Source organism: Paenibacillus sp. PAMC 26794, assembly GCF_000316035.1.
In the GTDB taxonomy this organism is placed as follows: Bacteria; Bacillota; Bacilli; order Paenibacillales; family Paenibacillaceae; genus Paenibacillus.
In genome coordinates this window covers 73775-93415 of record NZ_ANHX01000002.1, presented here as the reverse complement: position 1 = coordinate 93415, position 19641 = coordinate 73775, and the positions used below count along the sequence as shown (strand labels likewise).

The window sequence follows — 19641 nt, the reverse complement described above, 5'->3', positions numbered from 1 at the left end:
GGGTTAGTAGACGCCTTCCTCCCCGAATTTTTTGGCCAGCGTATTGGCACCAAGAACAAGCGCCAGCCCGACAACCGATTTGAACAACCCGACAGCAGCACTATAACTGTACTGTGCCTGGGTAAGACCCTTCGTGTACACATAGGTATCGAATACCTCGCCCACATCCCGGTTTGTCGGAGTTAGCATCAGGAAGATCTGTTCAAAGCCTGTATCCAGGAAATTGCCCAGACGCAGAATGAGCAAAATGACGATTGTACTGCGAATGGCCGGCAACGTAATGTGCCAGGTTTGGCGCCAGCGATTGGCACCATCAATCCGTGCAGCTTCATAGAGCTGTGTATCTACACCGGAAAGCGCCGCCAGGAAGATAATTGTGCCCCAACCGACTTCTTTCCAGATGGATTGTCCGACAATCATGGTTCGGAACCATCCTGGTTCAAGCAGGAACGCCACTTTTTGTCCAGTCAGGTTATAGAGCAATTCATTAATGGCACCGCCCTCGGTTGTGAACAGCATGTAGAACACACCGACAACAACAACCCAGGAAACAAAGTGTGGAACATAGACGAGAGTTTGTACAAATCGTTTGAACCGTTCACGGCGAACTTCATTCATCATGAGTGCCAGTACAATCGGCAGTGGGAAAAAGAACACAATGTTATAAATGGCAAGTAAAAACGTATTCCGAAATAATGTCCAGAACTGCGGTTCTCCGAAGAAACGCTGGAAATGTTTGAAGCCTACCCAGTCACTCCCCAAGATGCCCTTGTAAGGCGTGTAATCCTGAAAAGCCATCGTGATGCCATACATGGGTATGTATTTGAAAATAACAAAGTAAAGCACACCCGGTATTAACATGATATACAGCCACCGGTTTTTGATAATGTCCCTCCACAGCAGGTTTTTGTCACTGCGGGTAGCGGGCCGTGTTCGAGCCGCCGTTTCGGCTTTCATATTGTCTTCCTCCCCACATTGGAAACGATTACAAAATATCACTTCCTGAATTCATGTCTTCATTGTGGAGGATAAACGAATGACTGGCTATCGTCTCATTTTAGCCTTTTGTTTTCCCTTGTGCAGCAAGGGTTTATCCCATTTTCATCATGAGGTTTAAAGGAGAAATGAACTGCTTTCAACCTCCATATTCCTGTCTTAACTTATGGAGAAAAGCGGTCTTCTTCCTTCATCCAGACATGAAAAAGCCTGCCTGCCATGGCGGGCAGAGCAGGCTGGTTTTATCGCTGCTGCTCCCGGTACTTGCCGGGGGTCGTTCCTGTGATTTTGCGAAACGTACGGATAAATGCAGTGGGATTGGTATAGTTTAATTTCTCGGCAATCTCCGATATTTTAAGATTCGTCGTCTGCAGCCAGGTCTTCGCTTTTTCCATCCGATACCCTGCGAGATATTCCGTAAAATTGACCCCTGCTTCCTTCTTGAATACCCGACTTAGATAGACTGGGTGAAAATTAAGCTCAGCGGCACAGGCTTCCAGCGACAATTCACGATCATAACGCTCCTCGATCAAGCGGATCATGCGCCTTGCAATATTCATGTACTGGGATTCTTCCTGTTCTCGCCAGAAACGGATAACGGGCAGGAACAGCCGCTTGCGGAACCAATTGGTCATTTCGTCCAATGTGGACAACTTCAGCAAATGTGACATCGATGCTTTTTCTCCCAGTACTTCGGCTACATCCCCACCTTGCTCCTGCACAAGCTGATATACACGAGATAATAACTGAACCATAATGACGGGGTATTCACTGAAATGAAGCTTTTTGTCTGCAAGCAGTCCCAAATATTGCTTAAAGTAGGCGTCCGTTTTCTCTTCATCTCCTTGCTTGAGCGCAGAAGCGAGCTGATCTTCGATCATACGTAACTGGGTATACAACGCGGCTTCCATCTGACCACGTGGCTGTATATCCTCGTAATGCAAAATAATACGGCTGCCCAGACTTACCCGGCCTTGCAGAGCCTCTCGGCTCTCCTGAACCGCTCTAGGCGTATCTCCGATACAAGTGTAAGAACGACTGATGCCGATACTTACGGGCAGATTCAGATAAGTCACGACACGTTCGCGAATCCAGTCTGCTTGGGTATGCATCCATTCCTTCAGCTGCACCTCATCCGTCAGTTCGGAGGCAAGTACGGTGACCTGAGCATCATCCAGCATGACAGGGGTGAACCGAACTGCCGCAGGAAGGAGCTCACCTACCATATTGTTGACAGCAAACAGCAGCAGATCCCGATCCTGTTCCTCATATCGGGTCCCTTCCAAGGTATCCATCTGGAGCATGAGTACGCCAAGACTCGCCCAGCCTGTCGGAAAATCGTATAATTCTCCCTGATATCTGAAATCCTCTTCCGAGATTTTGCCTGTCAGCAGTTTAGTCATAAAAAACTCCTGGAGGTGCACATGCTGCCCCTTCATCTGCTCACGCATCGTTTTCTCCGAACTGAACAACGTTGACAATTGCTCCTCAATATAGATAAATTCATCCTGACGTCGTCCTGATGGAGCAACAGGAGAATCCAGTCCCTTCGTAAATTTCAGCAGTTTGGAGATCGGTGAGTACATCCGCCGACTGCCGTATATGGCAACAAGTCCGGTTACACATAACATGATAAGTGTAGCGACACCGGTAACCAATGCAATTTTCTGCGACTGAGCCGTGATCTGCCCTAGAGATACAACGGACACGTACAACCAACCATTGAGCGGAGACTGCCTATAACTAATTGCTACCTGGTTACCTTCCACCTCCGCACTGAAGAAACCCTCTGGCTCCCCCGTTGTCTGGACCATCTCGTGGATTTCCTTATTGAGCGTGTCATACTTCGCACCTTGCTGGGTATCATTCAGAAAATACTTCTGCTCCCGATCCAGAACGTACATATCTCCAGAATTCGTATTTCGGCTCAAGTATGTACTCAATTCCGTATCGGCGATATCAATCACAAGAAATCCCTTTGGTTTCACATTGGTTGGTATCATCGGGATTTTGAATACCATACTGACCACATTATCCGATGATATAAGGGTAGGTGCCTGTTCCGGTGTTAGTTCACCCATACCTGCTGACACAGGTACACTTTCTTTCGCTGAACTGGCATTCTGAGTGACCCAGAACAGGCTGTTGGTATAACTTAGGTAGGAGCCAATTCGGTCTCGAATGCTGAAATCATCCAATTTGCCAAAAGAACGCATCGAAACGACCCAATCTTCATCCAGATTAACCAGGTAGGCTTGGTCAATGTTCGTAACCGCTTGCAAGTTGTTAAAACCGGATGTCAGATCACGAATCTCCTGAAATTCGCTGCTGTCTAGTGGTTTCTTCATCGCTTGTAGTACCAAGGGCGAATTAACATACTGGATGGATGATAATTGCAGGCTACGCAGAACTTGTTCTACCCTCATTTGGGTCTGATGCAATATCTGAAGATTGCTCTCACGCACTTTCTGTTCAATGTCACGTGATGCAATCGTATACGAGACCGAACCAATAACAATGACCGGAAGGGCTCCGAGGATCAGGGTAAAGCAGAGCAAACGCAGTAAATACTTAGGCAAGAAGAGCATCCTCCTTTATATGTATGTTTATTAAATTAAATCGCTTTCATTGGATTATTTTACTATTGTTATTTTAAAACCCATTCTTATTCAAGTCCACTCATTTATTCTAAGGTTGACTTTAAACCAATTTCCAGTTTATATTGGTTGCATATTCCTCAATCAAAGGAGAGATTTTTAATGTCGGTGAATGTTCTTAACTAACCAAGTTTAATATTCAGGAGTTTGGCCTTTCATTGCGCTTGTGCCCGTATGGCATACGTGTATTTCATGATGCGCCAGATCCCTGTACTTAGTTAAGAACAGCGGATATCATAAATCGCCTCCGGGATTGTAATTGTCCGGGTCTATTTCCGCGCTGAGTTCAGCGCGGATTTTTTAATATAGGCCTGTAGTGGACTTTGCTTTCCCATACGTTTAGGGCGGAGAATGACGTTTGTTTCATTCCCCCCCCTTTTTGCGTTTTCCAGGAATATGTTTCAGCGCGTCAACTGAAATTCCAATTCAAATCCAAGGAGAGATTACGCATGAATGAAAACACATTAAACAGTTTGGGCTATCCACAAATTCAAAAAAACGTTGCAGACTGCGCCCTGTCTTATCTGGGAAAACGTTATGCCAGAGAACTAAAACCGATGGTAGATGCTCACCTGATTCAGATTCGCCTGGAAGAAACAACAGAAGCAGCTGCGTTGATTCGCTTCGGGGCCAGTATCCCCCTCCCTTCACTCGACGGAATGGAAACCATTATGGATCTGCTTGGCACCGGTTATCTATTCAGTGAACGCGATTTCAGTCATCTTGCTCAGTTCCTGCGGAGCTGTTCACAACTCATGAAGTACATGGAGGGCAAATCCGTGGCCGCTCCCAACGTCAGTTGTTATGCAGCATCCATGATTTTGATCGAACCTTTGCTGAGTGAGATCGAGCGCTGCATCCATAGTGGACGCATTCAGGATCAGGCGAGCAAAGAACTCATTCGAATTCGTAAAAAAGTGACGGTGAATGAGGAACGCATGAAACGAAAGCTTGATTCTCTGGTGAGCAAACATCGCTCCATTATGCAGGAACATGTCATTAGTCAACGCGGAGGAAGAACGGTTCTGCCCATTAAGAAAGAGTTCCGTAAACAGGTGAAAGGCATTGTACTGGATGAATCCGGGAGCGGGCAAACCGTGTATATCGAACCTGTTGAATTAGTAAGTTTACAGATGGAATTGGCCGCTCTACAAGCGGAGGAGTCCCGAGAGGAGATGAGAATTCTCGGTGATTTAACCTCCCTGACCGAATCGTATAGCCGTGAAATCGCCCTGAACACCGAAACGGTAGGTGTGCTGGATTTCCTGTTTGCCAAAGCCAAATATGCGGCCACCATGGATGGACGTACCGTTCGAGTCAATACGCAAGGCCACATCAGCCTTCAACGTGCACGTCATCCATTCATGGGTTCTTCTATGGTTCCCCTTGATATTGCAATCGGCAGAACGTATTCGTCGCTCATTATTACGGGCCCGAATACCGGTGGTAAAACGGTCGCACTCAAAACACTAGGTTTGCTAACCCTGATGATGCAATCCGGTTTGCTTATTCCCGTGGAGGAGGGTGGCGAGATGGCCGTTTATGACGAGGTAGCGGTTGATATTGGTGACGGGCAGAGTCTGGAACAAGCGCTCAGTACATTCTCCGCACATATTCGCAATATGATTGGCATACTGGAACAGGCCAATCCATCGACGCTGGTGCTCATTGATGAGATGGCCTCCGGCACAGATCCAGGTGAAGGCGTCGGACTTTCTATCGCCATGCTGGAGGAACTGCACAGCCGCGGAGCAACCGTTGTAGCGACAACACATTTTGGTGAAATCAAACATTTTGCAGCTGCCACGCCAGGATTCGAAAATGCCCGTATGGAATTTGACACCGTTTCTCTCCAGCCGCTGTATCGATTGCGTATCGGAGAAGCTGGTGAGAGCTATGCTTATTCCATCGCATTAAAGCTGGGCATGCCACAACGAATTATCGAGCGATCCAAGTCCCTGTCCGATCAAAGTATTTCAAGAGATCGTACATTCGTGTTCACGTCACCTCCTTTGGAAACTCCGGTCCTGACGCCTGATCGTTCTGTTGCAGAAGCAGACGGCCCCGCAGATTTGTCCAAACAGAATCAGTCGAAGCAGTCAAAGTATTCAATCGGTCTCCACAAAAATACAACACCAAGAGAGTCAGCTCCCCCTGCTCCTGCCAAAAATTTTCGCAAAGGGGATCGGGTATATGTAGCCTATCTCAATCAGTCGGGCATCGTCTGTGATGTCGAGGATAGCCGTGGAAATATCGGGGTCATGCTCAGGGGACGCAAAGTCAAAATCCATAAGAAACGCCTGACTCTGCATATATCTGCCGATGAGCTTTATCCAGGTGACGATTATGACTTGGACATTGTGCTAGAAACAAAGGAAAATCGAAAGAAGCGTAAGTTGATGGGACGCAAACATGTGGAAGGCCTACAGATCGAAATACCGCCTGAAGAATAGCCGATGAGAGAAACAGATGTGGTGAAATGGAAGTCATATATACACAGTGAAATTCATAATCACCGGCGTATTTCTGTTATACTGGGACCAGTATGTTCAACTTCAGCTCGTAGCTATTCCACAGGGAGGGAAGAACTGAATGTCTGCAGAACAAGACGATCAAGAGCACATCCATATCGATGTTCTTGTCTGCCCATTATGCGGGGAAGCTAATCGCTGTTCCTATGCCGCAGGACATCCTCATTCGGAATGCTGGTGTAACCGGGCTACTTTCCCCGAAGGTGTATTTGATCGCATTCCGGCAGAGCAGCGCCGAAAATCGTGCATATGTCAACGCTGTTTGGATGACTATGCCGATAAACGCCAACCAAAAGAAGAGCCACTCAGTTAACAACTGTATGGCTCTTCTTCATTATGCCTCATCTATACTGTTAGCTGGCTACCACTGCTCTTACATTCGGTCATACTGGGCAACAGCCTGTTCAAGCACCGGATGATGCTCATCCATGGAAGTATAATGGTGGAGCGCGGCTGTAATCCCCTTCTGGCGGATCATGTCCTGAAGTTCAACTGCTTCCGGATCATCGGAGACATCGAACTTGCAGGCTGCTGCCATACCCATAGCCAGATAGGTCGTTTCGGTGCCATCCGCATATGCCTGAAGGGCCGGGCGAACCAGACGATCATTCGGAGACAACTTGCGCAGCGGAGAACGACCAACACGAGTAACCTCATCGGTGAGATAGGGGTTTACGAATCTTCCCAATATTTTGACAATATACCGCTCATGTTCTTCCGGGTTGAATGCAAAACGCTTCACCAGAACTTTTCCAGTTTCCTGCAAAGCGCCGTAGACAATCGATTTCACCTTTTCGTCGGCAATAGCCTTCTGAATCGTGTCATACCCGTGCACCTTACCGATGTATGCTGCAACGCAGTGTCCTGTATTAACAGTGAACAGCTTCCGTTCGATATACGGCTCCAGATCATCGACATATTGAATGCCCTCAACCGGTCTGAATGCAGGAGCCATCTGGGAACGATCCACCACCCACTCGTAAAAAGGCTCAACCTGTACATGCAGAGGATCGTCATGATGCTGAATAGGCACAATCCGGTCTACGGCCGAGTCAGGAAAATAAATGTACTGATCTGCAAGGGATCGTACCTCTTCATCAAGCAGAGCATATACATGCTCTTTCAATTGTGTACTGGCTCCAATTGCGTTCTCGCAAGCGATAATGTGAAGCGGGTTTTGAGCAGGATTGGAATTCAGTCTTTTCTCAAGTCCTTTCGCAATGCCTGGTGCAATATGCTTCAGTACGCCCACGCCCACTGCTGTTGTAATCAGATCAGCTTCCACCACAGTTTGGGCAACGGTGTCCAGATGGGTCCCATCAATTGCATTCACACCCGTAACGGTCTCCTGATCTTTACTTTTGTTAGCCAGTTCCACCGTATACTGCCCCCGTTGCTGGAGAGCTGTTACCAAGGTCTGATTCACGTCGGAGAAAATCACCTCATACCCTGCACGGGACAGAATCAAGCCGATAAATCCGCGTCCAATGTTACCTGCACCAAAGTGTAGGGCCTTCATAGCTCCATTTCACTTTCCAGAATAGCGATTACTTCTTCGGCTGTTTTCGCCAGACGCAGGGCCTCCATATTCTCATCCTCAGCACAGATCACCGCGATGCTAGTCAAGATCTCCATATGTTCCCCGCCTTGAGCCGCGATACCAATGACCATATAAGCCTTTTCTTCGCCAAAATCAACACCTTGTGGATACTGAATGACAGAAATACCTGTGGATAAAATGAACGCTTTGGATTCCTTTGTACCATGCGGAATAGCCAGGCCGTTCCCTACATAGGTCGAGACAATCTCTTCACGTTCAATCATCTTCTCAATGTAATCAGCGGTAATATGTCCCGCATCCTTTAGAATCTGTCCTGCCATACGAATCGCTTCGTATTTGTCCTGAGCCGTCGCATTCATGATGACTTTATCTGTTGTTAACATACTCATAATGGTTGACCTCCAATTTCGGTTTTACTGCGATAAAATCCAACGAGTTCCTGGGACAGGTAATGAATGAGTTCATCCCTGATACCCTTTTCCAACAATGTAATCATTTCTTCCTGCAATAACAGGGCGCTGATCTCACTGAGAACCTCCAGACTTTCCTTGGATAATTCTCTGGGACCGAGCATCAAGAGGATATGGGTAACTCCTGCCGGATCATCCGGCGTACGAAGGAGTGGCTCAGTGAGTTGAAACAAGCTAATGGACGGCCTGTAGATTCCCTCACTGCGTGTATGAAACAGCGCAAGTCTTGTACCGGGAATCTTCTGACTCCCCACTGCTTCACGTGCCTCCAACCGTTTTGCGATCTCCCCCGGTTCCTTCAGCACACCAGATCCATGGAGTACGTTGCACATCGCATATACTGTCTTATAGAACCCGATATCCTGATTATCCAACGGGTACACCTGAAACTTGCCAATAATTCGGACGATTTCAACTAAAATAGCTTCCATTCCGTCAGGGTCCGAGTAACGACTTGTGGTCTGAACCTCTGTCTCCCACGGCTTGTGATGCTGTCGTTGTAACGTAGTTGTTCGGATAAAATGACGCAGTCGTTCGCTCTCTTCTGCCGTAAGCAGTGGACTCACCTTGTAATACTGATGCTCATCCATCGGCAGATCGACAGTGGATAACACCAGATCATATTGATCTGTAGGTATCCGGGCAGCTTCATACCAGGACACGCTATCCATGATCCGAATCTCGGGAATCTCCTTGGATAATCGGCTGGAAAGCATGCGTGATGATCCAATTCCGCTTGTACACACGATGATCGCCCTGATCTCCCGTTTCAATGCACGTAACCTTTCGATGGAAGCTCCAAAGTGCATAACCAAGAAACCAATCTCCTCATCCGGAACGTCAGTGCCTGGCCAAGCTTGCCCCACAGATTTTTTGACATCTTCAAAAAGTGAATCATAATCCTTGCGAATCTGCTGCAAAAGCGGATTACGAATCATCTGTTGTCCTTCAATTCGCTCCATTACAGGTTGCATATGACCAAGCAGACCTTCACGAAGCAAACGATCCTCATGAAAGACGTAATGCGTTCTCGCCTGCATCTGATCAATCAGTGAATGTACCCTGTCCAGTAAAATCAAGTCGTCTATTGGCAACAACCGCGAAGAGTGAATCCGCTGCTCTGTCTCAACTAATAGTCTGTGAAAATAAGCTTGCTCATCTGGAGAGAATGTGAGCCCCAGCTGGGTGGATAACACACCACACAAGCGGGAAGCCATATAAGGTGGAACCTTCATCTGATCCTGCTCTGCAACTGCATCTCCCGTGTTCTCTCGTGGAGAAATACGACCAATGCCAAAGCCTTTACGAATACGTACAACCGCGACGGATAATTGAATCAGCAGCTTCATGTATTGGCGTTCCGGGATGTTCTCCAGCCATTCGATGTCTGGTTGCCATAACGCATTTTCGACCGTAAGCACATCACCATGTCCAATCATATCCAGCAATTTTTGGTTTACGATGGAGCCCCCTTGTTCAGGCTGTCTTCCGAACAGGTCGGACTCATCCAGAAATTCCAGTGCAAGTGCAGCTATGGCTGTACGATGAATCGTCTCACTTCCGTTAATCTTGACGCCATATCCACGTCTGCGAACCAGCTTCAGTCCCGCCTGACGAATCCGTGACTCCAGATCGTCCAGATCAGTGGTTACGGTAGATACGGTCACTTTCAGATCCGAAGCCAGAGCGAGCAACTTTACAGGCTCGGGTTCATCCAGCAGGATGCAAAGCATGAAGAGCTTACGCTCTTCTGGCGTAAACTCTACATATTCTTTACCCTCTAGTTGCTGGCGTAATATAGCCAGATCATTGGAACTGGCATCGATTCGGATACCGGTTCCTGATTTTTTTTCCAGCCTCATGCCCAAAGGTTCAAGCCATTGTTCAATCATTTGAAGCTCCCGGTGAACCGTTCGGGTACTGACCTTTACTTCAACAGCGATTTCGCCAGCTGTTACTTCATGTGGATGCTCCAGCAGAAACTCCACGATTTCACGTTGTCTTTTGGTAATACTCATATCTCAGCCTCCGGCTCAGGGAAAACGAATGCGTGCAATTACTTTAGACGTTCAACGAGCGCATCGTATTCCGGGCTTTTTAGGAAGTTGTCGATGGATATATGTTCTGCGTTCGGCGCAACGGAGCGGGCACGATCGGTTAATATTTGTTGTGTGATGACCACATCTGCATCCGGTGGGATATCACTGATAGCCGTATTGGTCACCGTAACGTCAATCCCCTCTGCCTTCATCTTCTTGCGTAGAATGGAAGCACCCATGGCACTCGACCCCATGCCTGCATCACAGGAGAAGACAATTTTCTTTACATCTGTTTTCACTGTAGAAGAAGCCATATCTGCGGCTCTGTCTGCTTCGCGTTGGTTAGCCGTAATGCCAGCGTTTGGCACGATTCCTTGACTCTTCATGTCTTTCATCCGACTGGATGCAGACTCCAGATCTTCGTCCTTTTGTTTACCCGTTTTCAGCAACACTGCTGCAACCAGGAAAGAAACGACGGCTGCTACAAGCACCCCTGCAAGCATCGGCAGGTATCCACCTTTTGGTGTTAAGAGGAAATACGCGATAATACTACCCGGTGATGGTGCCGAAACAAGTCCTGCTCCGGTGAGCATGAATGTTAATGTACCTGCGACGCCACCCGCAATTGCGGCAAGAATCAGAATGGGTCTCATCAGAATGTAAGGGAAGTAGATCTCATGGATTCCCCCGAAGAAATGAATGATAACGGCACCTGGTGCAGAAGATTTGGCCATTCCGCGTCCGAAGAAACAGTACGCAAGCAAGATACCCAGTCCCGGACCCGGGTTCGATTCAAGCATGTATAATACGGATTGCCCTAATTCTCTTGCTTGATCTGTTGCAATAGGTGTCAGAATCCCGTGGTTGATTGCATTGTTCAGGAACAATACTTTACCTGGTTCAATGATTAGGTTGACCAGCGGTAACAAGCCCAGATTCATTAGACCTTGTACCCCGGCAGACAATACTTTGCTAATCGCTTCTACAGCAGGCCCGATGCCCAGTAGCGCAAAAATCCCCAAGATCCCGCCAATAATACCAGCTGAGAAGTTGTTAACCAGCATTTCAAATCCGGCTCTAACTTTACCTTCAATGGATTTATCGAACTTTTTGATGATCCATGCTGCAAGAGGTCCGGCAATCATCGCACCGAGGAACATCGGAATATCACTACCCACGATGACCCCGATGGTCATAATGGCACCCACGACGCCACCACGCTGACCATGCACCATCGTACCCCCGGTGTAACCAATTAACAGTGGCAGCAAATATTTGATCATCGGATCGACTAGCTGTGCAAGCGTCTCGTTAGGGAACCAGCCTGTCGGAATGAACAGAGCCGTAATTAATCCCCAGGCGATGAACGCTCCCATATTTGGCATGACCATACCACTCAGGAATCGGCCAAAACGTTGCACACCTACCCGTAGCCCACCTTTGGAATTGGACGATTGGTCCAAATTACTCATTGTATTATCCTCCTTGGATCAAGTCATTATGATTTATGAAAGGGGTAACATTTCTCCCCTGCTGTAATCCTAAGCGAGAATGCTCTCCTGTTCAATGAAATGAAAGCGTACTTTCGTCATGAACAATGATGACAACATTAGGTTATGTAATCGTTTTAATTGATGCATAATGGCTGAACCCATTGGTACACAAGACTTTTCTTGCCTATGACTTTTATCATTTCCAAAATCAATTTCTAACCTATAGCTTGGTCCAATCAGGCGATTCACATCCACAATCTGCTTCAATCCGCATTGGAAACCATCCTTAAAAAGCACAAAAAACCTGTGCAAGCATCCGGCTCACACAGGTCGAAACAATATGAAGCTCTTTTCATTTTGTTATAAAATATATGTTAATAAGTACAAGTTCGTTGATACTATTCTTCCGTATGTTTACGATACGCGTCTGCATTCATCAATGTAGACAATGCTGCTGTCAGATCTCCCTCAACACGGATCTCAATCATCCAGCCTTCCTCGTAAGGAGAGCTGTTAACAAGTTCAGGGGAGTCCTGCAACGAATCATTCACCGCAATGATTGAACCAGTGACTGGAGAAAACAAGTCCGAAACCGTTTTGACCGATTCGATCGTTCCAATGCTGTCCTCTGTTTTTACATTGGTTTCAAGGTCAGGCAATTCCACAAACACAATGTCACCCAGCTGATGCTGCGCGAACTCGGTAATGCCAATACGTACAGTATCCTCCCCTACGATTTGCACCCATTCGTGCTCTTCACTGTACAGGAAATCACTTTTCAATTCGCTCATCGATATCCGCCTCGCTTTTCATTAATGAGTACATGCGTTCTTTGACCTTAACCTTTTTCCCAGAACATAGCGTATGATATTTATGAATCAAATGTCAAGATACCTCACAATTTATTTACTGAGCACCTCTAAATCCTGTAACCGAAATAAACTCTTTCTTCATATACTGGTGAATATTAGAATAGTAAGCGTAGTCTTTATAAATACACGAACAATAATATTAAAACTAAATTAAATATTCGGTTTTTAATTATCATCTATGACATCGTTCTTGACATCGGCAGTGGATTCACGTTTTAATGAGAAGAGTAAATGGTTTATTAGACTATGTTATACCCGCGGATGAATGTAAAGGGAGAGATTACCCGTGACACCCGATTCGGGATGTACATGAGGTAACGCCGAAGGAGTAAACCACCGATAAGCGGGGGTGAATCTCTCAGGCAAAAGGACTTTTACGGGACGCAACTCTGGAGAGCATCTATTCGCCCTGTGCGGGCGTTATGATCACCCAAGGGGAAACCTGCTGCACAACGCAGCGGGGTAACTCTCAGGTACAAGGGACAGAGCCTTAGAATACAGCGTGCTACTTGGCATGCCGATTCTTTGGCCTGTCCTTTTCCTTTTTCCCAAAAAACGAAAAACAGGATGTAGAACGGCGCTGCCTAGCTGCTTACCATACTTATGTGATGAAAATATCTAGCTGAAAATTTTAAAATACCCTGGTTCATTGATCCACGATTGTATATCCGGCCGGATGACGGCCCATGACGAGGTGATTTGATGTCCGATTTGCTTAGAACACCACTCTTCCCACTATATCAGCAATACGAAGGCGTACGGTGCATTGATTTTGGAGGCTGGGAGCTGCCGGTACAATTTAGCGGAATCCAGAAAGAACATGAAGCGGTACGCGAGCGTGCTGGACTGTTTGATGTATCCCATATGGGCGAATTCACGGTACAGGGTGAACAGGCTGAAGCTTTTTTGCAACAAATGATGACCAATGATGTGACCACGCTGGTTCCCGGTCAAGCCCAGTACACCCTGATGTGTTATCCAGATGGCGGTGTGGTGGATGATCTGCTCGTGTATAAGCTGGAAGATCAGCATTATATGCTCGTCGTTAACGCCTCCAACATCGACAAGGATTGGGCGTGGCTGCAAGAGCACTTGATCCCCGGCGTAAGCATGACCAACGATTCGGAGCAGACGGCGCTACTCGCCTTGCAAGGTCCACTGGCTGTAGACATTATCAGAAAAGTTACAGATACGAATGTAAGCTCGATTGAACCGTTTCGTTTTGTGCAGGATGCCGAAGTCTGTGGAGTAAAATTGCTGTTGTCCCGTACCGGTTATACCGGTGAAGATGGCTTTGAACTATATGTTCCTGCAGATCAGGCCGCTACCGTCTGGAATGGATTAATGCAGGCTGGAGAAAGTCACGGACTCGTACCAACCGGACTTGGTGCCCGGGATACACTGCGCTTTGAAGCAAGGCTCCCCCTGTATGGACAGGAACTGTCGGCAACCATCTCTCCGCTTGAGGCTGGTGTTGGCATGTTTGTGAAGCTGAATGCCGGACCTTTTATCGGACACGAAGCCTTGTTACAGCAAAAAACTGACGGGCCCGCCCGCAAACTGGTCGGCATCGAAGTGTTGGAGCGCGGTATCCCCCGCCCCCACTATCCCATTTACGCCGAAGGCGTACAGATTGGTGAAGTGACAACAGGCACGCAATCACCTACATTGAAGCGTAATCTGGGGCTTGCCCTCATCGACAGCAAATACGCTGCGCTGGGAACCCCGCTTGAGATTGAGATCCGCGGCAAGAAACTAAAAGCCGAGGTCGTGAAGACCCCTTTTCATAAACGGGCACGTACGTCGAAGACACCTACTCAAGGAGTTGATCAAGCATGAGCAAGCACCGTTACATTCCCATGACTGAGCAAGATCAGAGCGCCATGCTCGCAACCATCGGTGTGGATACGCTGGAGGATCTGTTTCAGGACATTCCGCAGGAGATTCGTTATCAGGGCGAGCTGCCCGTATCCTCCAAACTTGATGAATATGCACTGACACGTCATATGTCCAAACAAGCCGGCGCCAACGCCAATTTCGAAACACACGCCAGCTTCCTCGGCGCTGGCATATACGATCATCATGTTCCTTCCGTCATCAATCATGTCATCTCCCGTTCAGAGTTCTACACCGCCTACACACCTTATCAGCCTGAGATCAGCCAAGGTGAACTACAGGCCATTTTCGAATTTCAATCCTACATCTGTGAATTAACCGGTATGGCTGTAGCCAATGCCAGCATGTATGACGGCGCAACAGCTTTTGCGGAAGCCGGTAATTTGGCCGCAGCGGCAACTCGTCGCAAACAGCTCATCGTATCCCGTACCGTTCATCCGGAAGCCCGTCAGGTATTGCAGGCATATGCGCACGGACTCCGTCTGGAGATTGTCGAGATTGGCTATAAGGATGGCGTCACTGACTGGGATGCCCTGCAAGCCGCCATTTCAGACGATACCGCTGCTGTCATGATCCAAAGTCCGAACTTCTTTGGTGCTGTGGAAAATGTGAAGCAGGCTGCCGACCTCGTGCATGCGCACAAGGGTCTGCTCGTCGTAAGTGCTAACCCGCTATCGCTGGGTCTGCTGGAAGCCCCAGGCAAGCTGGGTGCCGACATCGTTGTTGGTGATGCGCAGCCCCTCGGCATCGCCGCTTCACTCGGTGGCCCGACATGCGGATATTTCGCCGTATCCCAGACTCATATGCGCCGGATTCCTGGCCGAATTGTGGGCCAGACCACGGATCGCAACGGCAAACGCGGTTTTGTACTCACACTGCAAGCACGTGAACAGCATATCCGCCGCGAAAAGGCGACATCCAACATCTGTTCCAACCAGGCCTTGCTTGCACTCAGCGCATCTGTGTATATGTCCATCATGGGTAAACAGGGCATGATCGATGTCGCGGATCTGAATTTGCAAAAGAGTCATTACACCCTGAATACATTAACTGCACTTCCTGGAGTTGGCCTTACTTTTAATGCACCAACATTTAATGAATTCGTGATTAAACTTCCTGAAGGAACAGACGTGGATGCTCTTCAGTTGAAATTGCTGGATGCAGGCTTTATTGGTGGCTACGAACTCGGACGTGATTATCCGGAGCTTGCCGGACATATGCTGATTGCTGTTACCGAACGACGCAGTAAGGAAGAGATTGACGAATTCGCACGAGCATTGGAGGGATCGCTGTGACTCAGGAAACGACGACAACGACAACATCGGTACAAGGACAATCGGAAACAGGTACCTCTGTCTCCACTTCGGTTCAACCTGAGACGGATACAACATTTAGTGCACAGACCCTATCTCCTGCTCTGGAACAAACATTGATTTTTGAACTCAGCAGCCCTGGGCGTGTCGCTTATTCCTTGCCAGAATGTGACGTTCCTCGTCAGGCTGCCGATACGTTGATTCCCCGGGAAATGCTCCGTTCGGAAGCAGCAGCACTGCCAGAAGTGTTCGAGGTAGATGTTATTCGACACTATACCGCTCTGTCCCGTCGCAACTTCGGTGTAGATAACGGATTCTACCCACTGGGCTCTTGTACGATGAAATACAATCCAAAGATTAATGAGGATGTAGCCCGTTACAATGGATTCGCCAAAATCCATCCGTACCAGCATGAATCCAGCATTCAAGGTGCACTAGAACTGTTATATACGTTACAAAACGACCTTGCAGGTCTGACAGGGATGGACGCTGTGACCCTGCAACCAGCCGCTGGTGCCCATGGAGAATGGACTGGACTCATGATGATTCGTGCCTACCACGAAGGTCGTGGTGAACAACGTACCAAAGTCATCGTGCCCGATTCTTCTCATGGTACCAACCCGGCAAGTGCAACCGTTGCAGGATTTGAAACTGTGACGATTCCATCCCGCGCAGACGGACTGGTCGATCTGGACGCACTCCGTGCAGCCGTTGGTTCGGATACGGCAGCATTGATGCTGACAAACCCGAATACACTTGGTTTGTTCGAGAAAGACATTCAGGAGATTGCATCCATCGTACATCAGGCTGGTGGCTTGTTGTATTACGATGGCGCGAACTCCAATGCCATTATGGGCATTACCCGGCCGGGTGATATGGGCTTTGACGTGGTGCATCTGAACTTGCACAAAACGATGAGCACGCCTCATGGCGGTGGTGGACCTGGCGCCGGACCAGTCGGGGTGAAGAGCCGCTTGATCCCGTTCCTGCCTAAACCGATGGTGATCAAAAATGATGATGGTATGTATTCACTGGACCGTGAAGGGGACCAATCCATTGGCCGTGTCAAAGCGTATTACGGCAACTTCGGTATTTTGGTACGTGCCTATGCCTACATTCGCACCTATGGACCGGAAGGCTTGCGCCGTGTCTCTGAATGTGCGGTACTGAATGCCAACTATATGATGGCCCGTCTCGCACCATACTACGAGATTCCATATCCGGGTGTATGCAAACATGAATTCGTCATGTCTGGTCGGGGTTTGAAGCAATACGGTGTGCGTACACTGGATGTTGCCAAACGATTACTCGATTTTGGATATCACCCGCCTACGGTGTACTTCCCGCTCAATGTGGAGGAATGCATCATGATCGAGCCGACGGAAACCGAAAGCAAAGAAACACTCGATGGGTTTATTGATACGATGATACGGATTGCCAAAGAAGCGGAAGAGACACCAGAATTGGTACTCAACGCACCTTATAGCACACCGGTTACTCGTCTTGATGAGACTACCGCGGCCCGCAAACCTGTATTGAACTGCGCGTGCAGTTAATTAAATCATTGTTATCACGAAAGCTCTTGCTAACATTCGAATTAGCAAGAGCTTTTTGTGTTGCCTTCCCCTTTAGAGATGCCACTGCTTCTCGCACAGAAAGAACGCCGACAGTTTAAATAAACAGTAGAGTACGAATCACATTTCCCTGCTTATATCAAAAAAAGCCAGTACCCGCTGTAACAGCGGATACCGGCAAAATCGCTACATCAATGCAGCTCATTATCGGAAAAAGAAAAACCTCAAATCCGGAGGAAACCCCGGCAAAATTACGCTTGAATGCTTTGAACCAATTCAACGACTTGTTCAGCTGTTTGCATATCCAGAGCTTTGGCAGCCAATTCCTGCATATCCGCACGGGACAGCTTGGTGATCTGACTACGAGCTGGCAGAATGGAAGTTGCGCTCATGCTGAACTCATCCAATCCAAGACCGAGCAGCAATGGAATTGCTGTTTCGTCTCCTGCCATCTCACCGCACATGCCAACCCATTTGCCTTCACGATGCGCTGCATCGATAACCATTTTAACCAAACGCAAAATGGCCGGGTTATAAGGTTGGTACAGATACGCCACTCGTTCGTTCATACGGTCAGCAGCCATCGTGTATTGAATCAGATCGTTCGTTCCGATACTGAAGAAATCCACTTCTTTGGCAAATTGATCCGCCAGAACTGCAGTCGAAGGAATTTCGACCATGATTCCGAGTTGAATGCTGTCAGAAACAGCAATACCTTCAGCAACCAGCTTTTCTTTCTCTTCGAGCAAGACAGCTTTTGCTTCACGGAATTCACCGAGTGTTGCGATCATTGGGAACATGACACGCAGGTTTCCATGTACGCTTGCACGCAGCAATGCACGCAATTGCGTACGGAAGATATCCAGACGGTCCAGACACAGACGAACTGCGCGGAAGCCGAGGAATGGATTCATTTCTTTTGGCAGATCCAGGTATGGAAGCTCTTTGTCTCCACCGATGTCGAGTGTACGAACAACGACAGGCTTGCCTTCCATTTTTTCCAGTACCGCTTTGTAAGCATTATACTGAATGTCTTCGGAAGGAAGCTTGTCTCTGCCCATATATAAGAACTCGGTACGGTAAAGGCCTACAGCCTCGCCACCGTTCTCCAGGACACCCGTTACATCATTCGGTGTACCGATGTTGGCTGCAAGTTCAACATGAACGTTGTCCACTGTTATCGTTGGCTCATCACGTAGTTTTCTCCACTCTGCACGTTGTGCATCATACTGTTCCTGTTTGGCACGGTATTCAGCAATAACTTCATCCGTAGGGTTAACCAGTACGTGACCATCCAGACCGTCAACAATAATCATATCGCCTTGTTTCGCTTGAGCCAAGATGTCCTTGGTTCCAACAACAGCCGGAATTTCAAGAGAGCGAGCCATGATTGCCGAGTGAGAAGTACGTCCACCAATGTTGGTTGCAAAACCTTTAACAAATTGACGGTTCAGTTGAGCCGTGTCGGAAGGCGTCAGATCCTCCGCAAGCACTATCACTTCTTCATTGATCTCAGCCGGACTCATGAATTCAATACCAAGCAAGTGATTTAGCACACGTTTGGTAACGTCACGCATATCTGCTGCACGTTCCTGCAGGTATGCACTCTTCATGTTCTCAAACATGGAGATAAATTGCGATGCCGTTTCGTTCAAAGCAAATTCTGCATTGATCATGTCATCCGCAATTCTAGCTTTAACCGGATCAATTAGTTCCGGGTCATTCAGAATGAGCAAATGCGAAGCAAAAATCTCAGCTTTTTTCTCGCCAAGCTCTTGTAAAGTACGCTCTTTGATCGCCTCAAGCTCAGCCTGGGATTTACCCAGAGCTGAGTCGAGTTTCGCGATCTCTGCGTCAACGTCGTTAATTTGGCGTTTTTCTACAGAGTAGTCAGGATGCTCCAAGATAAACGCCTTGGCGATAGCAATACCCGCCGAAGCCGCGATCCCGGAGACATTAAGCATTAATTTCGCCCAACCCTTCGTTAACCATAACGTCGGTCAAAGCTTGCAGAGCTTCAGCTTCGCCTTCGCCATCAACGATGATGCTGATGGTGTCGCCTTGTTCCAGACCCAAGGAAAGAACGCCCAGGATGGATTTCAAAGTTACTTTTTTACCGTTAGCTTCTGCAAAGGATTCTGCACCTTTGAATTTGTTAGCTGTATTAACCAGGGCTGTCGCCGGACGTGCGTGGATACCATCTTCGTCTGTAATTCTGAATGTTTGTTGCATTACAATC

Annotated in this window: 14 protein-coding genes and 1 riboswitch; of the genes, 5 read left to right on the top strand and 9 right to left on the bottom strand. The window is 47.9% G+C overall.

Annotation, left to right across the window (positions count from 1 at the left end):
- Positions 1–3 precede the first annotated feature (3 nt).
- Together D829_RS0100480 and D829_RS0100475 are read right to left on the bottom strand one after the other, a co-directional pair.
- Positions 4–957: a sugar ABC transporter permease gene (locus tag D829_RS0100480; RefSeq protein ID WP_017686861.1), complete on the bottom strand. Its 954-nt coding sequence runs from the start codon at positions 955–957 to the stop codon at positions 4–6.
- Positions 958–1238: 281 nt separating this feature from the next.
- Positions 1239–3575, bottom strand: coding sequence for a helix-turn-helix domain-containing protein (locus D829_RS0100475; RefSeq protein WP_017686860.1), 2337 nt, complete (start codon positions 3573–3575; stop codon positions 1239–1241).
- A gap of 527 nt (positions 3576–4102) precedes the next feature.
- On the opposite strand from D829_RS0100475, the gene D829_RS0100470 reads away from it, so the two are divergent.
- Together D829_RS0100470 and D829_RS0100465 are read left to right on the top strand one after the other, a co-directional pair.
- Positions 4103–6106 (top strand): hypothetical protein, encoded by a 2004-nt coding sequence (locus D829_RS0100470; protein ID WP_017686859.1) that lies wholly within the window; start codon positions 4103–4105, stop codon positions 6104–6106.
- A gap of 139 nt (positions 6107–6245) precedes the next feature.
- Positions 6246–6497: a cysteine-rich CWC family protein gene (locus D829_RS0100465; RefSeq protein ID WP_017686858.1), complete on the top strand. Its 252-nt coding sequence runs from the start codon at positions 6246–6248 to the stop codon at positions 6495–6497.
- A 60-nt stretch (positions 6498–6557) separates the two neighbouring features.
- Here the strand turns inward: D829_RS0100465 and D829_RS0100460 are convergent, their stop codons facing one another.
- From D829_RS0100460 to gcvH, 5 genes are all read right to left on the bottom strand, one after another.
- On the bottom strand, positions 6558–7703 hold the full coding sequence (locus D829_RS0100460; protein WP_017686857.1) for a mannitol-1-phosphate 5-dehydrogenase: 1146 nt from the start codon (positions 7701–7703) through the stop codon (positions 6558–6560).
- Positions 7700–8134, bottom strand: coding sequence for a PTS sugar transporter subunit IIA (locus D829_RS0100455; RefSeq protein WP_017686856.1), 435 nt, complete (start codon positions 8132–8134; stop codon positions 7700–7702). The genes D829_RS0100460 and D829_RS0100455 overlap by 4 nt, the downstream gene beginning before the upstream one ends.
- A complete protein-coding gene (locus D829_RS0100450) occupies positions 8131–10233 on the bottom strand; it encodes a BglG family transcription antiterminator (RefSeq protein ID WP_017686855.1) in 2103 nt (700 codons plus the stop codon). Before D829_RS0100450 ends, D829_RS0100455 begins: the two co-directional genes overlap by 4 nt.
- 38 nt (positions 10234–10271) lie before the next feature.
- Complete coding sequence (locus tag D829_RS0100445; protein WP_017686854.1) at positions 10272–11726, bottom strand: PTS mannitol transporter subunit IICB; 1455 nt, start codon at positions 11724–11726, stop codon at positions 10272–10274.
- A 419-nt stretch (positions 11727–12145) separates the two neighbouring features.
- Positions 12146–12538, bottom strand: a complete 393-nt coding sequence (gcvH, locus tag D829_RS0100440) for a glycine cleavage system protein GcvH (protein ID WP_017686853.1) — start codon at positions 12536–12538, stop codon at positions 12146–12148.
- Between the two features lie 342 nt (positions 12539–12880).
- A riboswitch (glycine riboswitch) is annotated at positions 12881–13003 on the top strand.
- Positions 13004–13321: 318 nt separating this feature from the next.
- Here gcvH and gcvT point away from each other — a divergent pair.
- The 3 genes from gcvT to gcvPB all read left to right on the top strand — a co-directional run bounded on the left by gcvT (position 13322) and on the right by gcvPB (position 17384).
- The gene (gcvT, locus tag D829_RS0100435; protein ID WP_017686852.1) at positions 13322–14458 is read left to right on the top strand and encodes a glycine cleavage system aminomethyltransferase GcvT; all 1137 of its coding nucleotides are present in this window, start codon (positions 13322–13324) and stop codon (positions 14456–14458) included.
- Positions 14455–15810 carry an aminomethyl-transferring glycine dehydrogenase subunit GcvPA gene (gcvPA, locus tag D829_RS0100430; protein WP_017686851.1) on the top strand — a complete coding sequence of 452 codons (1356 nt, stop codon included), beginning with the start codon at positions 14455–14457 and terminating at the stop codon, positions 15808–15810. The genes gcvT and gcvPA overlap by 4 nt, the downstream gene beginning before the upstream one ends.
- Positions 15811–15932: 122 nt before the next feature.
- Positions 15933–17384 (top strand): aminomethyl-transferring glycine dehydrogenase subunit GcvPB, encoded by a 1452-nt coding sequence (gene gcvPB / locus D829_RS0100425; protein WP_026080926.1) that lies wholly within the window; start codon positions 15933–15935, stop codon positions 17382–17384.
- Positions 17385–17653: 269 nt separating this feature from the next.
- Here the strand turns inward: gcvPB and ptsP are convergent, their stop codons facing one another.
- On the bottom strand, positions 17654–19366 hold the full coding sequence (gene ptsP / locus D829_RS0100420; protein WP_017686849.1) for a phosphoenolpyruvate--protein phosphotransferase: 1713 nt from the start codon (positions 19364–19366) through the stop codon (positions 17654–17656).
- Entirely contained in the window at positions 19359–19634 is a 276-nt protein-coding gene (locus D829_RS0100415; protein WP_017686848.1) for an HPr family phosphocarrier protein, read from the bottom strand. The genes ptsP and D829_RS0100415 overlap by 8 nt, the downstream gene beginning before the upstream one ends.
- Positions 19635–19641 lie beyond the last annotated feature (7 nt).